This is a genomic window from Pseudomonas izuensis, from assembly GCF_009861505.1.
In the GTDB taxonomy this organism is placed as follows: Bacteria; Pseudomonadota; Gammaproteobacteria; order Pseudomonadales; family Pseudomonadaceae; genus Aquipseudomonas; species Aquipseudomonas izuensis.
In genome coordinates, this window is sequence record NZ_WTFT01000026.1 from 122348 (window position 1) to 141445 (window position 19098).

General features: G+C 58.5%; 21 protein-coding genes. 15 read left to right on the forward strand and 6 right to left on the reverse strand.

Annotated features, from left to right (window positions below; all coding sequences use genetic code 11):
• The first annotated feature begins 174 nt into the window (after nt 1–174).
• Nucleotides 175–516 carry a PA4575 family protein gene (locus GPL81_RS21515; protein ID WP_047533476.1) on the forward strand — a complete coding sequence of 114 codons (342 nt, stop codon included), beginning with the start codon at nt 175–177 and terminating at the stop codon, nt 514–516.
• A gap of 6 nt (nt 517–522) precedes the next feature.
• Here the strand turns inward: GPL81_RS21515 and GPL81_RS21520 are convergent, their stop codons facing one another.
• Nucleotides 523–2352, reverse strand: a complete 1830-nt coding sequence (locus tag GPL81_RS21520) for a hypothetical protein (protein WP_160108367.1) — start codon at nt 2350–2352, stop codon at nt 523–525.
• Between the two features lie 158 nt (nt 2353–2510).
• Here GPL81_RS21520 and GPL81_RS21525 point away from each other — a divergent pair, with 158 nt between their 5' ends.
• The 3 genes from GPL81_RS21525 to bamJ all read left to right on the forward strand — a co-directional run bounded on the left by GPL81_RS21525 (nt 2511) and on the right by bamJ (nt 4137).
• Nucleotides 2511–2999, forward strand: a complete 489-nt coding sequence (locus tag GPL81_RS21525) for a TIGR00645 family protein (protein WP_007990463.1) — start codon at nt 2511–2513, stop codon at nt 2997–2999.
• Between the two features lie 90 nt (nt 3000–3089).
• Nucleotides 3090–3398, forward strand: a complete 309-nt coding sequence (locus tag GPL81_RS21530; RefSeq protein ID WP_096515055.1) for a DUF6482 family protein — start codon at nt 3090–3092, stop codon at nt 3396–3398.
• Nucleotides 3399–3519: 121 nt separating this feature from the next.
• A complete protein-coding gene (gene bamJ, locus GPL81_RS21535) occupies nt 3520–4137 on the forward strand; it encodes a BamJ family beta-barrel-assembly machinery protein (protein WP_056855672.1) in 618 nt (205 codons plus the stop codon).
• Between the two features lie 114 nt (nt 4138–4251).
• Here bamJ and GPL81_RS21540 read toward each other — a convergent pair whose 3' ends face one another.
• The 3 genes from GPL81_RS21540 to GPL81_RS21550 all read right to left on the reverse strand — a co-directional run bounded on the left by GPL81_RS21540 (nt 4252) and on the right by GPL81_RS21550 (nt 6187).
• Nucleotides 4252–4509 (reverse strand): PA4570 family protein, encoded by a 258-nt coding sequence (locus GPL81_RS21540; protein WP_160108368.1) that lies wholly within the window; start codon nt 4507–4509, stop codon nt 4252–4254.
• Nucleotides 4510–4684: 175 nt separating this feature from the next.
• Nucleotides 4685–5026 (reverse strand): zinc ribbon domain-containing protein YjdM, encoded by a 342-nt coding sequence (locus GPL81_RS21545; RefSeq protein ID WP_096515059.1) that lies wholly within the window; start codon nt 5024–5026, stop codon nt 4685–4687.
• A 192-nt stretch (nt 5027–5218) separates the two neighbouring features.
• On the reverse strand, nt 5219–6187 hold the full coding sequence (locus GPL81_RS21550) for a polyprenyl synthetase family protein (RefSeq protein ID WP_096515060.1): 969 nt from the start codon (nt 6185–6187) through the stop codon (nt 5219–5221).
• A 238-nt stretch (nt 6188–6425) separates the two neighbouring features.
• On the opposite strand from GPL81_RS21550, the gene rplU reads away from it, so the two are divergent.
• The 5 genes from rplU to GPL81_RS21575 all read left to right on the forward strand — a co-directional run bounded on the left by rplU (nt 6426) and on the right by GPL81_RS21575 (nt 10173).
• The gene (gene rplU / locus GPL81_RS21555) at nt 6426–6740 is read left to right on the forward strand and encodes a 50S ribosomal protein L21 (RefSeq protein ID WP_007950961.1); all 315 of its coding nucleotides are present in this window, start codon (nt 6426–6428) and stop codon (nt 6738–6740) included.
• 35 nt (nt 6741–6775) lie between these two features.
• Nucleotides 6776–7033: a 50S ribosomal protein L27 gene (rpmA, locus tag GPL81_RS21560; protein WP_003281574.1), complete on the forward strand. Its 258-nt coding sequence runs from the start codon at nt 6776–6778 to the stop codon at nt 7031–7033.
• 197 nt (nt 7034–7230) lie between these two features.
• Nucleotides 7231–8454: an Obg family GTPase CgtA gene (gene cgtA / locus GPL81_RS21565; RefSeq protein WP_160108369.1), complete on the forward strand. Its 1224-nt coding sequence runs from the start codon at nt 7231–7233 to the stop codon at nt 8452–8454.
• Between the two features lie 123 nt (nt 8455–8577).
• Nucleotides 8578–9696 (forward strand): glutamate 5-kinase, encoded by a 1119-nt coding sequence (gene proB, locus GPL81_RS21570; RefSeq protein WP_160108419.1) that lies wholly within the window; start codon nt 8578–8580, stop codon nt 9694–9696.
• Nucleotides 9697–9708: 12 nt separating this feature from the next.
• The gene (locus GPL81_RS21575) at nt 9709–10173 is read left to right on the forward strand and encodes a CreA family protein (RefSeq protein WP_160108370.1); all 465 of its coding nucleotides are present in this window, start codon (nt 9709–9711) and stop codon (nt 10171–10173) included.
• Between the two features lie 186 nt (nt 10174–10359).
• Here GPL81_RS21575 and rpsT read toward each other — a convergent pair whose 3' ends face one another.
• Complete coding sequence (rpsT, locus tag GPL81_RS21580) at nt 10360–10638, reverse strand: 30S ribosomal protein S20 (protein ID WP_007970922.1); 279 nt, start codon at nt 10636–10638, stop codon at nt 10360–10362.
• A gap of 388 nt (nt 10639–11026) precedes the next feature.
• Between rpsT and murJ the strand changes: the two genes are divergently transcribed.
• From murJ to ispH, 6 genes are all read left to right on the forward strand, one after another.
• Entirely contained in the window at nt 11027–12565 is a 1539-nt protein-coding gene (gene murJ / locus GPL81_RS21585; protein WP_160108371.1) for a murein biosynthesis integral membrane protein MurJ, read from the forward strand.
• Between the two features lie 129 nt (nt 12566–12694).
• Nucleotides 12695–13633 (forward strand): bifunctional riboflavin kinase/FAD synthetase, encoded by a 939-nt coding sequence (gene ribF / locus GPL81_RS21590; RefSeq protein ID WP_172901647.1) that lies wholly within the window; start codon nt 12695–12697, stop codon nt 13631–13633.
• Between the two features lie 13 nt (nt 13634–13646).
• Complete coding sequence (gene ileS / locus GPL81_RS21595) at nt 13647–16478, forward strand: isoleucine--tRNA ligase (RefSeq protein WP_160108372.1); 2832 nt, start codon at nt 13647–13649, stop codon at nt 16476–16478.
• On the forward strand, nt 16471–16983 hold the full coding sequence (gene lspA, locus GPL81_RS21600; protein WP_160108373.1) for a signal peptidase II: 513 nt from the start codon (nt 16471–16473) through the stop codon (nt 16981–16983). Before ileS ends, lspA begins: the two co-directional genes overlap by 8 nt.
• A gap of 7 nt (nt 16984–16990) precedes the next feature.
• Nucleotides 16991–17428 (forward strand): FKBP-type peptidyl-prolyl cis-trans isomerase, encoded by a 438-nt coding sequence (fkpB, locus tag GPL81_RS21605; protein WP_170948729.1) that lies wholly within the window; start codon nt 16991–16993, stop codon nt 17426–17428.
• 152 nt (nt 17429–17580) lie between these two features.
• A complete protein-coding gene (ispH, locus tag GPL81_RS21610; RefSeq protein ID WP_096515076.1) occupies nt 17581–18528 on the forward strand; it encodes a 4-hydroxy-3-methylbut-2-enyl diphosphate reductase in 948 nt (315 codons plus the stop codon).
• On the opposite strand, the gene GPL81_RS21615 is transcribed toward ispH, so the two are convergent.
• Nucleotides 18505–19053 carry a GspH/FimT family pseudopilin gene (locus tag GPL81_RS21615; protein ID WP_160108374.1) on the reverse strand — a complete coding sequence of 183 codons (549 nt, stop codon included), beginning with the start codon at nt 19051–19053 and terminating at the stop codon, nt 18505–18507. The genes ispH and GPL81_RS21615 overlap by 24 nt on opposite strands.
• Nucleotides 19054–19098: the final 45 nt, after the last annotated feature.

The following is a 19098-nucleotide window of genomic DNA, read 5'->3' on the forward strand; positions in this document are numbered from 1 at the left end:
GCCATCACTCTGGCGTCAATATTCACACAATGACCATTCGGCGCCTTCTGGTCTCACCTGGCGTGCCAGTCAAACTTTTCCTCTATTATCAGCACAAGGATATGGACAGTAATCACTGGATCGAGACAGCCTTTGCGTAAAGGCTGAATACCGGATCTACCGAGGGTCGCCGCCATGTCGCGCAACCTCTGCCTCACCCGTCAATGTCTGGGTCTTGTGACCCGTATCGAATGCGCCATCAAGCCCCTGGCTGGTGATACGGGCATGTGGACCTTACTGTTCGCCGCCGGAATGGCCGGTGAGCAACCTTCAGCCATCAAAGCCCAAGGCCCGTTTCATGGCCCTTTCGTGGCTGAGTCCATCCTCGACACCATTGTTGAAAGCCTGACCCTGCACGGTTACGAGCTGGCCGACGATCCGCAAATCTGGTGCCTGCATCTGCAAGCCCAGCTGCGGGAAATCAATGGTGGCCGTTGCCGCAGCGTGGGTGGCTTCGAGTTCCGTCCAGAGCATTGATTCGCGCTATTGGGCCAGCTTGGACATGTCAGCCTTGTCGAGCTTGACCTCGTAACCATATTGCACGGTGGCGAGGTCGGTTCGCTGATAGGCTTCCAGGCGCGTGGGTTGCCCATAGAAGTAATGCACGGCAAACAGCCCGGGGCCTTCCGGGCTTGCATCATGGTTGACCGCAAGAATTTCCTTGAGGTAATGACCGCTGTCGTCCTTGGCGTAAAACCGCCAATCCTGCTCGGGAAACACCTTCAGATCCACCACCAGTGCGTTGCCTTTGAGATCCAGGCCTTTGGGCAGTTGGCGGGCGTCGATGCTCTGTTTGTCGACGGTGGCCAGGAACAGCGGTATGGAGCCCACCACGTACGCCGGTGTTTCCGGAAACAGGTTCAAGTCATAAGTGATGGTGCCGCGCAGGGGGTCGACCTGATACGCCTCCGGTGGCAGTTCGATCGGCTCATAACGTTTACCCTTGCCATCCTCGGTGAAAAAGCTGACCGGGCTTTCACCTGGATTGAAGGAGGTGCCGAGCAGTTCGTCATTGAAGCTTCTGAGGTGAGTGAACTCGACTCGCGCAGCGCTCGGGTCCTCCACCGATTGGCTGATGCTGACAGCCTTTTTCAGTTGATCCTCGGTCAACGTCGCACCCTTGAGCCAGTTCGGCGCCTGGTCGTCATACACCACCACGGGCAGGTTCAGGGGCTGGATGGTTTTCTGTGTGGTGTGGCGGTCGAAACGACGGACTGGCAGGTCCAGGTCCTTGCGGGTGACCGTGACGGCTGAAAAGTCCAGCAGGCTGACTTCGAGGGTGTCGATCGGTCCGTTGAAATACACCTTCGAATACCGGTGGGATTGTTGCTTCTCGAAGGTGCGCTGTTCTTCATCGAGCTGTTTTTCGAATCCCTCGCTCCAGGCCTTTTGTTGCTGCATTTTTGCCAGCTGCTGCTGATAGAAGGCAATCTGCGCAGCCGTTTCGTTGATCGAGCCTGAACGCGAGAGAAATTGCCCGGTGGCGTCCCGGGCCTGGATGATCAGCGGATTCAGGGGTGTTTCCCCGATCTCCGGAGCCTGAGGTGCGCTGTTGTTGAATTCGATTTCCGCGTAGTTATTGCCCAGTTTCAGCAGGGTGACGCTGAGATTGTCGTTCGTGCGAGTCTGGCCGACATCCTTTTTTGTCAGGTCGAAGCTGTAGAGCCGGCGCGGCGCAATGACTTCCACCTTGCCTTGCAGGCTGACCGGTTGCGGCTGCTTCTTGATGTCGACATCGAGGCCTTCGATGAACGGGTAGGCCACGGTCAGGTCATCGGGATTGGTCAGGTTGGAGCTCGAAGGGCTCAGCTGGATACCGGGATCGGTTTCCGACCATTCCGGCTGGAAGGCAATGACGCGTTTATTGCTCAGGGTGACCGACTGCCATTCCAGCCCATGGGGAAAAAGAAACGCGGCCGGCGCGCTGAAGTTGAAGGGAAACACCGGTTGCAGGTCGGTCAGGTAGTCGGAACTGGAGTCCTTATGCAGCACGAACAGGCCGTTGATGTAAGTGTCGACCAGGGCTTGTGGTGAGGGGTAGTGCTTGAGAATGGCGAGGGCGTCTTCACCGTATTCGGTCACTACCGGTTTGCTGTCGAGCTTGAGTTGCGCCCGTTCGAGCAATAACAGCGAGCCACCGAGTTCGGCCACGGCATCCTTGAGTTTCGGATCTGCAATGGTATCCAGCGATTTTTCGAACTGCGCCGTTTTCTCCTCAAGGCTGACCTCGCGCTTCTCGTCGCTGGGTGAGCAAGCGCTCATCAGCAGAGCCAGGCAGACTCCGGCACTGGTTAAAGGCAAACGCAGATCCATTTCCAGTTTTCCTGTCCGATATCACTGAGCTGTCAATGGTTTGGACACTAGCAGAAAAACTTTGACACACACGCGCAGGTGACGGATTTCCCGACGGTTTCTGGGGGCAACAGGCGGCTGTTATACTCGCGGCCATTTTCAAACACGTGTGAGATTCAATGGAACGCTTTATCGAAAACACAATGTACGCCTCCCGCTGGCTGCTGGCGCCTATCTACTTCGGCCTGTCCCTTGGGCTGCTGGCCCTGGCACTGAAGTTCTTCCAGGAAGTCTTCCACGTCATCCCCAATGTCTTTTCCATGGCCGAATCGGACCTGATCCTGGTGTTGCTGTCGTTGATCGACATGGCGCTGGTGGGTGGTTTGCTGGTGATGGTAATGATCTCCGGTTACGAAAACTTCGTTTCCCAACTGGACATCGACGACAGCAAGGAAAAGCTCAACTGGCTGGGCACCATGGACTCGTCTTCCCTGAAGATGAAGGTGGCGGCTTCCATCGTGGCGATTTCCTCCATCCATTTGCTTCGAATCTTCATGGACGCCAAGAACGTCGATCCTGAGCACCTGCAGTGGTACGTGATCATTCACATGACGTTCGTAGTGTCGGCGTTCGCCATGGGTTACCTGGATAAAGTGACCAAGCACTGAAACAGACAGACGGTGGCGTTTGTGGCTTGTACTTTGATGCGGCGAGGCATATCCCTGTAAAGGTAATGGCTCGCCGCATGAGGTGCGTTCATGAACCTGCAAGAGTTGAATGCTTATGCCGTCGCCGGAAAGGTCGATGAGCTGAATCTGATCTCGATGGAAGGCGGGATCTACCTGCTGGAGGCGCGGATGCATGGCGCAGCCTATCCATTGAGCGACACTCACGGCCACATGATGCACCTGCGTTCCGTGGAGCATGCCCGCGATGTGCTGCGCTCCTTTCCCAGGTTGAACTTCAACCTTGTGCATCATCTGGTGCATGACGAGATGTGCGGGCTCGGTGGTATCGATGAAAGTCTGAAGGTGCCGATCGATCAGCGTTCCACACCGCAGCGCTGACGGCTCTGATCAACACGATGGCATCTGTGCTAGTCTGCTGGCCCTTTTGGTTCCGGGCGTTCCGGGACGCGCTGTGCGTGCACGGCAAGTTCCCGGGCCGTCCGCACAGCGGAGCAGTGTCATGTCCGAAGTAAATCTGTCCACCGACGAAACCCGCGTCAGCTACGGTATTGGCCGTCAGTTGGGCGACCAACTGCGCGACAACCCGCCACCGGGCGTTAGCCTGGACGCGATCCTGGCAGGTCTGACCGACGCATTCGCAGGTCTGCCAAGCCGCGTTGGTCAGGAAGAAATGTCCGCCAGCTTCAAGGTGATCCGCGAAATCATGCAAGCCGAAGCGGCTGCCAAGGCTGAAGCGGCCGCTGGCGAAGGCCTGGCCTTCCTGGCTGAAAACGCCAAGCGTGACGGCATCACCACCCTGGCGTCCGGCCTGCAGTTCGAAGTACTGACTGCCGGTGAAGGCGCCAAACCATCCCGTGAAGACACCGTGCGTACTCACTACCACGGCACCCTGATCGACGGCACTGTGTTCGACAGCTCCTACGAGCGCGGCCAGCCTGCGGAATTTCCGGTTGGCGGCGTGATCGCCGGTTGGACCGAAGCCCTGCAACTGATGAATGCCGGCAGCAAATGGCGCCTGTACGTGCCGAGCGAACTGGCTTACGGCGCTCAAGGCGTTGGCAGCATCCCGCCGCACAGCGTTCTGGTATTCGACGTCGAGCTGCTCGACGTTCTGTAAGCTTTTGATCTTGTGGGAGCAAGGCTTGCCCGCGATGGCATCAGCTCGGTTTCAAGGCGATACCGAGTTGCCTGCATCGCGAGCAAGCTTTGCTCCCACAGGGTTTTGCGTTTCTCATATTTCGATCTTGTGATGCAACTCACTGGTCGGGCGCAACGCCCGGGCATAGCAGAACAGAAACAGATTTCTCACCACCTCCTTGAGCACCACGGGTTCGCTGGAATTCAAGCCATTGAGATCCAGGTCACCCTGATCCTGCAGTTCACTCAGCGCTTCCTCTTCAAGCACCGCACAGACTTCCCCGGTTTCCCGGTGGAGGATTCTCAGGTACGGGTGTGGGCGGTCCAGCCAGGCATCGATCAAATAAGTCATCTCTCATCTCCATTGATTGGGATTCAATGAGAATAATTCTTATTCGCTAAATAGCAAGGGTCTATTGGCTGATTGTGGGTTTTTCCGGGTAAGGATTGCGCTGGGTCAAAGCAACTGGCGTAAGGGGAGGGCAAAGCACCATCCCACGACGGGCGCGGGATGGGGTACGGCAAAATCAGACTTTTCTGACGAACTCGGATTTGAGTTTCATTGGGCCGATGCCGTCGATCTTGCAGTCGATGTCGTGATCGCCGTCGCACAGGCGGATGTTCTTGACCTTGGTGCCGACCTTGACCACCAGCGACGTGCCTTTGACCTTGAGGTCCTTGATCACGGTAATGGTGTCGCCGTCCTGCAGGACGTTGCCGACCGAATCCTTTTTCACCGCGTCATTGGACACCGCTTCGGCTTCGCCGCTGGCGGACCATTCGTGAGCGCACTCGGGGCAGATCAGCTGCGCGCCGTCTTCGTAGGTGTATTCGGAATTGCATTTCGGGCAGGGTGGCAATGTGCTCACTAAGGCTCCTTGGATTCAGGATCGCTAAAAAGCGCACATTGTATAGGGTTTTAGGCGGGAGAGGGGGGAGTGCCGGAACCTGTAGGAGCGAGCCTGCTCGCGAAGAACTCAAGGACACCGCGTTTATCCTGGATACCCGCGTTGTCGTTAACGTCCATCGCGAGCAGGCTCGCTCCTACAGAACAGCGGAAATCAGTGCGTGCGGGCGACCGCAAACTCGCTCAATTCGACCAGCGCATCGCGATACTCGCTGGCGGGCAACGCTTCAAGGCACTTGATCGCACGGGCCACGTAATCGCGGGCGAGTTGTGCGGTGTACTCCAGTGAGCCTGAGGCTTCCACGGCTGCACGGATGCTTTCCAGGTCTTCGATGCCACCTTTCTGGATCGCCTTGCGCACCAGGGCTGCCTGCTCCGGCGTACCTTCGCGCATGGTGTAGATCAGCGGCAGGGTCGGCTTGCCTTCGGCCAGATCGTCACCGACGTTCTTGCCCAGGGTTTCGGCGTCGCCTTTGTAGTCCAGCAAATCGTCGACCAGCTGGAACGCCACGCCCAGGTGGTCGCCGAAGGTGCGCAGCGCTTCGCTCTGTTCGGATGTTGCACCAGCCAGGGCCGCAGCGCTGTGGGTCGAGGCTTCGAAGAGCATTGCGGTCTTGCCGCGGATGACTTCCATGTAGGTTTCTTCGGTGGTGCTGGCGTCACGGACCTTCGACAGCTGCAACACTTCGCCTTCGGCGATGATGCGCGTGGCTTGCGAAAGAATTTTCATCACCGGCATGGAGCCCAGTTCGACCATCATTTCGAAGGAGCGTGAATACAGGAAGTCGCCCACCAGCACGCTTGGCGCATTGCCCCACATGGCGTTGGCGGTCGAGCGGCCACGGCGCATGCCGGACATGTCGACCACGTCGTCGTGCAGCAGGGTCGCGGTGTGCAGGAACTCGATGGTCGCGGCGAGCAGGCGCAGGTCATCGCCTTCGCGGCCCAGGGCCTTGCCACACAGCAACACTAATAAAGGTCGAAGGCGTTTGCCGCCGGCCGAGGTGATGTAGTCGCCGATTTTCGATACCAGCGGGACTCGGGAAGTCAGCTGCTTCTTGATGATGCCGTCGACGGCGCTAAAATCGTCCGCGACCGCGCGGTAGAAAGCTTGGGGTTGCATCAGCGACAGTCGCTCCAGAAGGGTTGCGCGGCATGCTAGGACCCACGTCCGGGCCTGTCAAGGCGCGATGGACGGCCTATTGCAAGGCGCTCGTGCCTTGCGTACAATCGCGCACCCTGAACTTCCTGGGCAGCACCTGCCTTACGCAATTGCAAGCGGCCTCCAGCCAAATGCAGCCATGCCAGCCAATACCTCTTCTTATAAAGAGCTGGGTGAGCAGGATTATCGGAGAAATACCATGTCTTATGCAGTAATCGTTACTGGCGGCAAGCAGTACAAAGTCGCCCCAGGTGAATACCTGAAGATCGAAAAACTGGAAGTCGCTACCGGCGAATCCGTTACCTTTGATCGCGTTCTGTTGGTTGCCAATGGCGACGACGTGAATATCGGCGCTCCAGTTGTTGCTGGCGCTACCGTTGTGGCTGAAGTGATCTCCCAAGGTCGTCACGATAAAGTCCGCATCATCAAGTTCCGTCGCCGTAAGCACCACATGAAGCGTATGGGCCACCGCCAGTGGTACACCGAGATCAAAATCACCGGTATTCAGGCTTAATTTCAGCCTAATTCCTCACTAGGAGAATTGAACTCATGGCACACAAAAAAGCTGGTGGTAGTACCCGTAACGGTCGCGACTCAGAAGCCAAACGCCTTGGCGTGAAGATGTATGGCGGCCAGGCTATCAAAGCAGGCAACATCATCGTGCGTCAGCGCGGCACCCAATTCCACGCTGGCTACGGCGTAGGCATGGGTAAAGATCACACTCTCTTCGCTAAAGTCGAAGGCGTGATCAAGTTCGAAGTAAAAGGCGCCTTCGGTCGTCGTTACGTGAGCGTTGTCGCAGCCTAACTGCGAGAATGCTGGAGAAGCCCTGTCTTGCGACGGGGCTTTTTCGTTTGTGGGGTGAGTCTCTTGCAAAACTGTTTGTATGGGCTGTCGGCGCGCTGGACTGTGCGGTCGTTGATTGAGGTCGCTGCGCTCATTTTTGCAAGAGTCTTATGTCTTAGTGTTTTTCGGCTCGTCCGTATGGCGAGAGGCGTTGTGTAATGAAGTTTGTTGACGAAGTATCGATTCGAGTAAAGGCCGGTGACGGCGGCAACGGTTGCATGAGCTTCCGTCGCGAAAAATTCATCGAGAACGGCGGTCCTAACGGTGGTGATGGTGGTGATGGCGGTTCCATCTACATGATGGCCGACGAAAACCTCAACACCCTGGTCGACTACCGTTACACCCGGCACTTCGATGCCGAGCGTGGCTCCAACGGCGGCAGCACCGACTGCACCGGCAAGAAGGGTGAGGATCTGGTCCTGCGTGTGCCTGTGGGCACTACGGTGATCGACTCGGCCACTCAGGAAGTGATCGGCGACCTGACCAAGGCCGGCCAGAAGCTGCTGGTTGCCCATGGCGGCTGGCACGGTCTGGGCAACACCCGTTTCAAATCCAGTACCAACCGTGCGCCACGCCAGACCACGCCGGGCAAGCCGGGTGATCAGCGTGATCTCAAGCTGGAAATGAAGGTGCTGGCGGACGTGGGTCTGCTGGGTTTGCCGAACGCCGGTAAAAGTACCTTTATCCGTTCGGTGTCGGCCGCCAAGCCGAAAGTTGCCGACTACCCGTTCACCACGCTGGTGCCGAACCTGGGTGTGGTCAGCGTCGATCGCTGGAAAAGCTTCGTGGTTGCGGACATTCCGGGGCTGATCGAGGGTGCTTCCGATGGTGCGGGCCTGGGGATTCGCTTCCTCAAGCACTTGTCGCGTACGCGCCTGCTGTTGCATCTCGTGGACATGGCGCCACTGGATGACACCAGTGCGCCGGATGCGGCTGAAGTCATCGTCAGCGAGCTGACCAAATTCAGCCCGTCCCTGGCTGAGCGTGATCGCTGGTTGATCCTGAACAAGTGCGACCAGATCCTCGACGAAGAGCACGATGCCCGCGTCAAGGAGATCGTTGATCGTCTGGAGTGGACCGGCCCGGTTTATGTGATCTCGGCCATTGCCAAGCAGAACACCGAGCGTCTGTGCCACGACATCATGCGTTACCTGGAAGATCGTGCCGATCGCCTGGCTAACGACCCAGCCTACAAGGAAGAGTTGGCTGAGCTTGATCAGCGCATCGAAGATGAAGCCCGTGCGCAATTGCAGGCGCTGGACGACCAGCGTGCCCTGCGTCGCAGCGGCGTGAAGTCGGTCCACGACATCGGCGACGATGATTGGGATGAAGAAGATGTGGATGATGAAGACGGACCGGAAATCATTTACGTGCGCGACTGATTCGTTGCAGTAAACTTAAGCGCCGCTCAATCGAGCGGCGTTTTGGTATCTGGAAATCGGAACTCACGAATAACGTCACGGGCAGCGCTGGGTCGCGCTGTCCTCAAGCTAAGGTTGAAGATGATGCGGAGCAAGGTGACAGGTGCGCAGCGTTGGGTCGTGAAAATCGGCAGCGCTTTGCTGACGGCGGACGGCAAAGGCCTGGATCGCGCGGCAATGGGTGTCTGGGTAGAGCAGATGGTGGCTCTGCATGAGGCGGGTGTCGAGCTGGTGCTGGTGTCCTCCGGGGCGGTAGCGGCCGGTATGAGCCGTCTGGGCTGGACTGTCCGACCCAGTGCAATGCACGAGCTCCAGGCCGCGGCTGCAATCGGTCAGATGGGCTTGGTGCAGGCCTGGGAGTCAAGCTTTGCCGAGCATGGCCGGCACACCGCGCAGATTCTGCTGACCCATGATGACCTGTCAGACCGCAAGCGCTACCTGAATGCCCGTAGCACCTTGCGCGCGTTGGTCGAGCTGAAGGTGATTCCGGTGATCAACGAGAATGACACCGTGGTCACCGACGAAATCCGTTTCGGCGATAACGATACCCTGGCGGCGCTGGTGGCTAACCTGGTCGAGGCTGATTTGCTGGTGATCCTGACGGATCGCGATGGCATGTTCGACGCCGATCCGCGCAACAATCCCGATGCTCAGTTGATTTACGAAGCGCGTGCCGATGATCCGGCGCTTGATGCGGTGGCGGGTGGTACCGGTGGTGCATTGGGGCGTGGTGGCATGCAGACGAAATTGCGCGCTGCGCGCCTGGCCGCGCGTTCCGGGGCGCATACGATCATCGTGGGTGGGCGCATTGAGCGTGTGCTGGATCGCCTCAAGGCGGGCGAGCGCATTGGCACCTTGCTCTCGCCTGAGCGCGGCATGCTGGCGGCGCGCAAGCAATGGTTGGCCGGGCACCTGCAAACCCGTGGCACGCTGGTACTGGATGCGGGAGCGGTGACGGCGTTGTCCCAGGGCAACAAGAGTTTGTTGCCGGTGGGTGTGAAATTGGTTCAGGGCAGCTTCCGCCGCGGCGAAATGGTGGTGTGCGTCGCGCCGGACGGTCGAGAGATTGCTCGTGGCCTGGCCAACTACAGTGCGCTTGAAGCGCAAAAAATCATCGGTCAGTCGTCTGATGCGATAGTCGGTTTGTTGGGTTATATGGCGGAGCCAGAGCTGGTTCATCGCGATAATCTGATTCTGGTCTGAGGGAATACCTGAATGCGTGTGGCAAAAGGATTGTTGGGGCTGCTGCTGGCGATGCCGCTGCTGGCTTCGGCCGAGGAAATTGGCCAGGTATCGACGGTGTTCAAGTTCGTCGGCCCGAACGACCGGATCGTTGTCGAGGCGTTTGATGATCCGAAGGTCGCAGGTGTGACCTGCTATCTGTCACGTGCCAAGACCGGTGGCGTGAAGGGTGGTTTGGGTCTGGCTGAAGACCGCGCCGAGGCTTCAATTGCCTGTCGCCAGGTCGGGCCGATCAGCTTCAAGGGTGAGCTCAAGGATGGCGAGGAGGTGTTCAAGGAGCGCACCTCGCTGGTATTCAAGACCATGCAGGTGGTGCGCTTTCTCGACAAGAAGCGCAATACGCTGGTTTATCTGGTCTACAGCGATCGCTTGATCGAAGGCGGTCCGCAGAATGCGGTGACGGCGATTCCGATTTTGCCGTGGGCGCCCGTCCAGTAATAACGACGCAAAACCAATTGTAGGAGTGAGCCTGCTCGCGATGGCGGTGTATCAGTCAGTTTTGATCTCGACTGGAACACCATCATCGCGAGCTGGCTCACTCCTACATTTTTTTTGCGTCGCGTTCGCCATATCGCAGGCAATAAAAAACCGACCCTGAGGTCGGTTTTTTAATGAACGTGTCGCTTAGGCAGCAGCGGCAACGTTCAGGGCCTTGACGTGGCCATTCAGGCGGCTCTTATGACGAGCGGCCTTGTTCTTGTGGATGATGCCTTTATCGGCCATACGGTCGATAACTGGCACAGCCAGAACGTAAGCAGCTTGAGCTTTAGCAGCGTCTTTTGCGTCGATGGCCTTAACTACGTTCTTGATGTAGGTACGGACCATGGAACGCAGGCTGGCGTTGTGGCTGCGACGCTTCTCAGCCTGTTTTGCACGTTTTTTGGCGGAAGGTGAGTTGGCCACCGTCGAGCTCCTCGAAAGACTTTTTAGGAAATAGCAAACAAAATAGGCCGCGAATCATGCCGATGAGTTGAAGTCTTGTCAAGGGCGGAAGAAACGTTCCGCTAAGTGGTCGGCCCCGACCCCATGAAAACTACTGCGCTCGGCAATACAGCGTTGAAAGCAGGCTTGAAATGCTCATTGACGTTCGTCAACTCCGCTTTCTCGCCTGCTTTCGCCTTGTCTTGCCTTCGCTCGTCACGTTTTCATGAGGTCGTCTGCGCGGGATATTTCTTTCCGGCGTGTGACCTGTAAACTCGCGAGCTTTGGCTCTGTGCTGTTGCGGCGCGGAGTATCGCACAAGTAGGCGCGTAGTTCGCCTGCTGTTTATCGACAGGCACAAACTCTTTCAATGAATCTGCTCAAATCGTTGGCCGCCGTCAGCTCTATCACAATGCTTTCCCGGATTCTGGGATTCGTTCGTGACACCCTCATTGCGCGCACATTCGGTGCGGGAATGGCGACCGACGCCTTCTTTATCGCCTTTAAACTGCCCAACCTGTTGCGACGCATCTTTGCCGAAGGGGCGTTTTCCCAGGCATTCGTGCCGATTCTTGCCGAGTACAAAACCCAGCAGGGTGAAGAAGCTACAAAAACGTTTATTGCCTACGTTTCGGGTCTGTTGACGCTGGTGCTGGCGCTAGTCACGACGTTGGGCATGATAGCCGCGCCATGGGTCATTTGGGTGACTGCACCGGGTTTCGTCGATTCTCCGGAGAAGTTCGAGCTGACCGCCAGCCTGTTGCGGGTGACCTTTCCCTATATTTTGTTGATTTCCCTGTCTTCATTGGCTGGCGCGATCCTTAACACGTGGAACCGCTTTTCGGTACCAGCCTTCGTGCCAACGCTGCTTAACGTCAGCATGATCGTCTTCGCGGTGTTCCTGACGCCGTATTTCCATCCGCCGGTAATGGCGCTGGGCTGGGCGGTACTGGTCGGCGGGCTGGCGCAGTTGCTCTATCAGCTGCCCCACCTGAAAAAGATCGGCATGCTGGTGCTGCCGCGCCTGAACCTGCGCGACAGTGGCGTGTGGCGAGTGATGAAACAGATGCTGCCAGCGATTCTCGGGGTATCGGTCAGTCAGATTTCGCTGATCATCAATACCATCTTCGCCTCGTTCCTGGTGGCCGGCTCCGTATCCTGGATGTACTACGCCGACCGCTTGATGGAGTTACCGTCCGGCGTACTGGGCGTGGCGTTGGGAACGATCCTGCTGCCGACCCTGGCCAAGACTTACGCCAATAAGGATCGCCTCGAATATTCGCGCATCCTCGACTGGGGCCTGCGCCTGTGCTTCATGCTGGTATTGCCTTGCTCCCTGGCATTGGGGATTTTGGCCGAGCCGCTGACGGTTTCACTGTTCCAGTACGGTCAATTCAATGCATTTGATGCCGCCATGACCCAGCGAGCGCTGATCGCCTATTCGGTCGGTCTGCTCGGGATTATTGTGATTAAAGTGCTAGCTCCGGGCTTTTATGCGCAACAGAACATCCGTACGCCGGTAAAAATTGCGATTTTTACCCTGATCGTCACGCAGTTGTTCAACTTGGTGCTGATCGGTCCGCTGGCTCACGCCGGCCTGGCGCTTGCCATCAGTGCCGGGGCCTGTCTGAATGCCGGGCTGCTCTTTTATCAGTTGCGCAAGCAGCAGATGTACCAGCCACAGCCGGGTTGGGCGAAGTTCGGCTTCAAGCTGGTGGTCGCGGTTTCTGTGATGTCTGGCGTGCTGCTGGCCGGGATGCACTTTATGCCAGCCTGGGGTGAGGGGCAGATGCTTGAGCGCTTCCTGCGCCTGGGCGCCCTGGTGATTGCGGGTGTGGTGGCCTATTTCGGCATGTTAGTGTTGATGGGTTTCCGTTTGCGCGATTTCAATCGCAAAGCGCTGGGCTAAGGGAAAAACTTCGAAAAACATGGGCGGGCCGGCATTTTTGTCGGCTCGATGACTTTGGAATACGGTGTTGCCTGTCGTCGGCCGCCGGGTGTGGTTATAATCGACCACTTTATGAGCAAGAAGCGCGTTATGCAGCTGGTTCGAGGCCTCCACAATCTGCGCCCCCAGCATCGGGGCTGTGTCGCCACTATTGGCAACTTTGACGGTGTACACCGTGGCCACCAGGCTATCCTGGCGCGGTTGCGTGAGCGTGCGCTCGAGTTGGGCGTTCCCAGCTGCGTGGTGATTTTCGAGCCGCAGCCGCGGGAGTTCTTCGCTCCGGACACGGCGCCGGCGCGTCTGGCCCGTCTGCGGGATAAACTGCAATTGCTGGCCGCCGAAGGTGTCGACAGGGTCCTGTGCCTGGCGTTCAATCAACGTCTGAGCAAACTCAGCGCCAAGGCGTTCGTCGATACCATCCTGGTGGACGGCCTCGGCGTACAGCATCTTGAAGTCGGCGACGACTTCCGCTTCGGCTGTGACCGGGTAGGGGATTTCGATTTCCTGCAACAGGCCGGCGTCGTGCAGGGTTTTACCGTCGAAGCGGCGCAGACCGTCGAGCTCGACGGGATTCGCGTCAGCAGCACCCAGGTGCGTAATGCGCTGGCGGCTGCCGACTTTACCCTCGCCGAACGCCTGCTCGGCCGCCCGTACCGGATTGCCGGTCGCGTGCTGCACGGCCAGAAGCTCGCGCGGCAGCTGGGTACGCCCACCGCCAACATACAACTCAAGCGCCGTCGCGTGCCGTTCACCGGGGTCTACCTGGTCAACGTCGAGATCGACGGCAAGACCTGGCCCGGCGTCGCCAACATCGGCGTACGGCCTACGGTCCAAGGTGATGGCAAAGCCCACCTGGAAGTGCATCTTTTAGATTTTGCCGGCGATTTGTACGACCGGCGTTTAACGGTGGTTTTCCACCACAAGCTGCGTGAAGAGCAGCGTTTCGCCTCTCTGGAGGCGTTGAAAACGGCGATCAACGCGGATGTCGCCGCCGCCCGTGCACTAGCCGCACCTAGCGCCCATCGCTAATGAAGAGCCTTAAATGACCGACTATAAAGCCACGCTAAACCTTCCGGACACCGCCTTCCCAATGAAGGCCGGCCTGCCTCAGCGCGAACCGCAGATTCTGCAGCGCTGGGACAGCATTGGCCTGTACGGAAAGTTGCGCGAGATTGGCAAGGATCGTCCGAAGTTCGTCCTGCACGACGGTCCTCCGTACGCCAACGGCACGATTCACATCGGTCATGCACTGAACAAGATTCTCAAGGACATGATCATCCGCTCGAAGACCCTGTCGGGCTTCGACGCACCTTATGTTCCGGGCTGGGATTGCCACGGCCTGCCGATCGAGCACAAGGTCGAAGTGACCCACGGCAAAAACCTGGGCGCGGACAAGACCCGCGAACTGTGCCGCGCCTACGCCACCGAGCAGATCGAAGGCCAGAAATCCGAATTCATCCGTCTGGGCGTGTTGGGCGACTTCGCCAACCCGTACAAGACCATGGACTTCAAGAACGAGGCCGGTGAAATCCGTGCCCTGGCGGAAATCGTCAAGGGCGGTTTCGTGTTCAAGGGCCTCAAACCCGTGAACTGGTGCTTCGACTGCGGTTCGGCCCTGGCTGAAGCGGAAGTCGAGTACGAGAACAAGAAGTCCTCGACCATCGACGTGGCGTTCCCGATTGCCGATGAAGCCAAACTGGCGGCTGCATTTGGCCTGCCATCGCTGGCCAAGCCTGCTTCGATCGTGATCTGGACCACCACCCCGTGGACCATTCCGGCCAACCAGGCGCTGAACGTTCACCCGGAATTCAACTACGCCCTGGTCGACGTCGGCGACAAACTGCTGGTGCTGGCCGAGGAGCTGGTCGAGTCGTGCCTGTCCCGTTACAGCCTGCAAGGCTCGGTCATCGCGACCGCCACCGGTAAAGCACTGGAACTGATCAACTTCCGCCACCCGTTCTACGACCGTCTGTCGCCGGTTTATCTGGCCGACTACGTCGAACTGGGTGCCGGCACCGGTGTGGTTCACTCCTCGCCAGCCTACGGCGTAGACGACTTCGTGACCTGCAAGAAGTACGGCATGGTCAATGACGACATCCTCAATCCGGTTCAAAGCAATGGCGTCTACGTGCCCTCGCTGGAGTTCTTCGGCGGCCAGTTCATCTGGAAGGCCAACCCGGCTATCGTCGACAAGCTGACCGAAGTCGGTGCTCTGCTGCACACCACCGTCATCGAACACAGCTACATGCACTGCTGGCGCCACAAGACCCCGCTGATCTACCGCGCCACCGCGCAGTGGTTCATCGGCATGGACAAGCAGCCGACCACAGGCGACACCCTGCGCCAGCGTTCGCTCAAAGCCATTGAAGACACCAAATTCGTTCCGGCCTGGGGCCAGGCGCGCCTGCACTCGATGATCGCCAACCGTCCGGACTGGTGCATCTCCCGTCAGCGCAACTGGGGCGTGCCGATCCCGTTCTTCCTGAACAAGGAAAGCGGCGAGCTGCACCCGCGTACCGTCGAACTGATGGAAGAAGTCGCCAAGCGCGTCGAAGTCGAAGGCATCGAAGCCTGGTTCAAGCTGGACGCCGCTGAGCTGCTGGGCGATGAAGCGCCGCAGTACGACAAGATCAGCGATACGCTGGACGTATGGTTCGACTCGGGCACCACGCACTGGCACGTTCTGCGCGGTTCACACCCGATGGGTCACGAGTCCGGCCCCCGTGCCGACCTGTACCTGGAAGGTTCGGACCAGCACCGTGGCTGGTTCCACTCGTCCCTGCTGACCGGTTGCGCCATCGACAACCACGCGCCGTACCGTGAGCTGCTGACCCACGGTTTTACCGTCGACGAGTCCGGCCGCAAGATGTCCAAGTCGTTGGGCAACGTGATTGCGCCGCAAAAGGTCAACGACACCCTGGGCGCCGATATCATGCGTCTGTGGGTCGCTTCGACTGACTATTCGGGCGAAATGGCGGTTTCCGAGCAGATCCTGCAACGCAGTGCGGACGCCTACCGGCGTATCCGTAACACGGCGCGCTTCCTGCTTTCGAACCTGACCGGCTTCAACCCGGCCACCGACCTGCTGCCGGCCGAAGAAATGCTCGCGCTGGACCGTTGGGCCGTGGACCGCACCCTGCTGCTGCAACGCGAATTGCAAGAGCACTACGGCGAATACCGCTTCTGGAACGTCTACTCCAAGATCCACAACTTCTGCGTGCAGGAGCTGGGCGGTTTCTACCTGGACATCATCAAGGACCGTCAGTACACCACTGGCGCTGACAGCAAGGCCCGTCGTTCGTGCCAGACCGCGTTGTTCCACATCTCCGAAGCATTGGTTCGCTGGATTGCTCCGATCCTGGCGTTCACCGCCGACGAACTGTGGCAATACCTGCCGGGCGAGCGCAACGAGTCGGTCATGCTCAACACCTGGTACGAAGGCCTGAGCGAGCTGCCGGAAGGCTTCGAGCTGGATCGTGCTTACTGGGACCGGATCATGGCGGTCAAGGTGGCGGTCAACAAGGAAATGGAAATCCAGCGCGCGGCCAAGGCCGTCGGTGGCAATCTGCAGGCCGAAGTGACGCTGTTCGCCGAAGACGCGCTGAGCGCCGACCTGGCCAAGCTGAGCAACGAACTGCGCTTCGTCCTGATCACGTCCACCGCCAGTGTTGCACCGTTTGTGCAGGCACCGGCCGACGCCGTGGTCACCGAAGTCAGCGGCCTGAAGCTGAAGATCGTCAAATCGGCCCACGCCAAGTGCGCCCGTTGCTGGCACTGCCGTGAAGACGTCGGCGTGAACCCGGAGCATCCGGAAATTTGCGGTCGTTGCGTCGACAACATCAGCGGCGCCGGCGAGGTTCGCCACTATGCCTAATGCCGTTGGCCGTTTCGGACGGCTGGGCTGGCTCTGGTTGAGTTTGCTGGTCCTGGTCATCGACCAGGCCAGCAAGTTCTACTTCGAAGGCAAGCTAGCGATGTACCAGCAAATTGTGGTGATCCCCGATTACTTCAGCTGGACCCTGGCCTACAACACTGGTGCGGCATTCAGCTTCCTGGCCGATAGCTCAGGCTGGCAGCGCTGGTTGTTTGCCTTGATCGCGGTCGTGGTCAGTGCGGTGCTGGTGGTGTGGCTCAAGCGCCTGGGGCGCAACGATACCTGGCTGGCAGTCGCCCTGGCACTGGTGCTGGGTGGCGCGCTGGGCAATCTGTATGACCGCATTGCCTTGGGCCATGTGATCGATTTTATTCTGGTGCACTGGCAGAACCGCTGGTACTTCCCGGCGTTCAACTTTGCCGACAGTGCTATCACTGTAGGCGCAGTCATGCTGGCACTGGACATGTTCAAAAGTAAAAAGACCGGAGAAGCCGTTCATGACTGAACAGGTATTGGCTGAACAACGCATCGGCCAGAACACGGAAGTCACCTTGCATTTCGCATTGCGCCTGGAGAACGGCGACACGGTGGACAGCACCTTCGACAAAGCCCCGGCGACCTTCAAGGTCGGTGACGGCAACCTGTTGCCAGGTTTCGAAGCAGCGCTGTTCGGTTTCAAGGCGGGTGACAAGCGTACGCTGAGCATCGAGCCGGAAAACGCTTTCGGCCAGCCGAATCCGCAAAACGTGCAGATCATCCCGCGCTCGCAGTTCCAGAACATGGACCTGTCGCCCGGTTTGCTGGTGATCTTCAACGATGCGGCCAATACTGAATTGCCGGGCGTGGTGAAAGAATTCGATGATGCGCAAGTGACCATCGACTTCAACCACCCGCTGGCTGGCAAGACACTGACCTTTGACGTGGAAATCATCTCCGTCAAAGCGTTGTAAATGACCTCATAGGGTCATCTGTAGGAGCAAAGCTTGCTCGCGATAGCGTCATTTCAGTCAATATCACCGTTGACTGATCCACCGCTATCGCGAGCAAGCTTTGCTCCTACGGGTTTACGATCAATTTTCGCGCGCAAGACACGAGGCTCAGCATGCAAATCAAACTCGCCAACCCCCGTGGCTTCTGCGCCGGTGTGGACCGGGCGATCGAAATCGTCAACCGCGCCCTGGAAGTCTTCGGGCCGCCGATCTATGTGCGCCATGAAGTGGTTCACAACAAATTCGTCGTCGAAGACCTGCGCAACCGCGGTGCGATCTTCGTCGAGGAGCTGGATCAGGTGCCGGACGATGTGATCGTGATCTTCAGTGCCCACGGCGTTTCCCAGGCCGTGCGCACCGAAGCCGCAGGCCGTGGCCTGAAAGTGTTCGATGCCACCTGCCCGCTGGTGACCAAGGTGCATATCGAAGTCGCGCGCTACAGCCGCGATGGTCGTGAATGCATCCTCATCGGGCATGCCGGTCACCCGGAAGTGGAAGGCACCATGGGTCAGTACGATGCCAGTAACGGCGGTGCGATCTATCTGGTCGAAGACGAGAAAGACGTCGCTGAACTGCAAGTGCACAACCCCGAAAAACTGGCATTCGTCACCCAGACCACCCTGTCCATGGACGATACCAGCCGCGTCATCGACGCCCTGCGTACGCGTTTTCCGGCCATTGGCGGTCCGCGCAAGGACGATATTTGCTACGCCACGCAAAACCGTCAGGACGCGGTCAAGCAACTGGCCGACGAATGCGATGTGGTGCTCGTGGTGGGCAGTCCGAACAGCTCCAACTCCAATCGCCTGCGAGAACTCGCCGAGCGCATGGCCACCCCGGCCTATCTGATCGACGGAGCCGAAGACCTGCAAAAGAGCTGGTTCGAAGGTGTCGAGCGCATCGGTATTACGGCTGGTGCCTCCGCTCCGGAAGTCCTGGTGCGTGGCGTGATCCAGCAATTGCAGGCCTGGGGTGCCACCGGTGCAGACGAACTGGCTGGGCGGGAAGAGAACATCACGTTCTCCATGCCTAAAGAGCTACGCGTTCGTTCCCTCCTCTGAGTCTTCTCCTCCCACGCAAAGCGCCTGTTCAGTCCTTTTGCTGCGCAGGCTGACAATGCCGGTCCGGGCCAGTACCACTTGGTATTGGCTCAAGGACTCCCGGGCTGAGCAAATGTGTAATGTCCCCGCCTGAAAAGCGCCACTGGGCAGCAATGGCTCGCCCAGACCGCTGAACCTTACAAAACTCCTGACCGGTCTATTACCCACGACAGGCACTCGAGCACTGCCCTGGTGCTCAACGAGCAGCGGATTGCTGCTGTCCTCATGCCCTTTGCCGTTGATATCCAGAATCATCCGCCAACCCTGAGCCCAGTCGCCGTTTATTCCGTAAATCACAACGGTCTGGTTTCGGGCAATGGCTTCGCTTCTTGCGCTACGCATTCCGCTGACAAGCGACCTCGCCGCTTCCTCGCGATAGTTCGATTCCTTGACCGCTGCAAGCGCCGGACTGACCAAATGCAGAACAATCCCGGCAATCGTCAGTCCCATAAGCAGTTCGATCAAGCTGAAGCCTTGCTGATGCATGGCATCTCCCTCCCTGGAGTGTTGAGCTTCGTGCAATCCGTACAC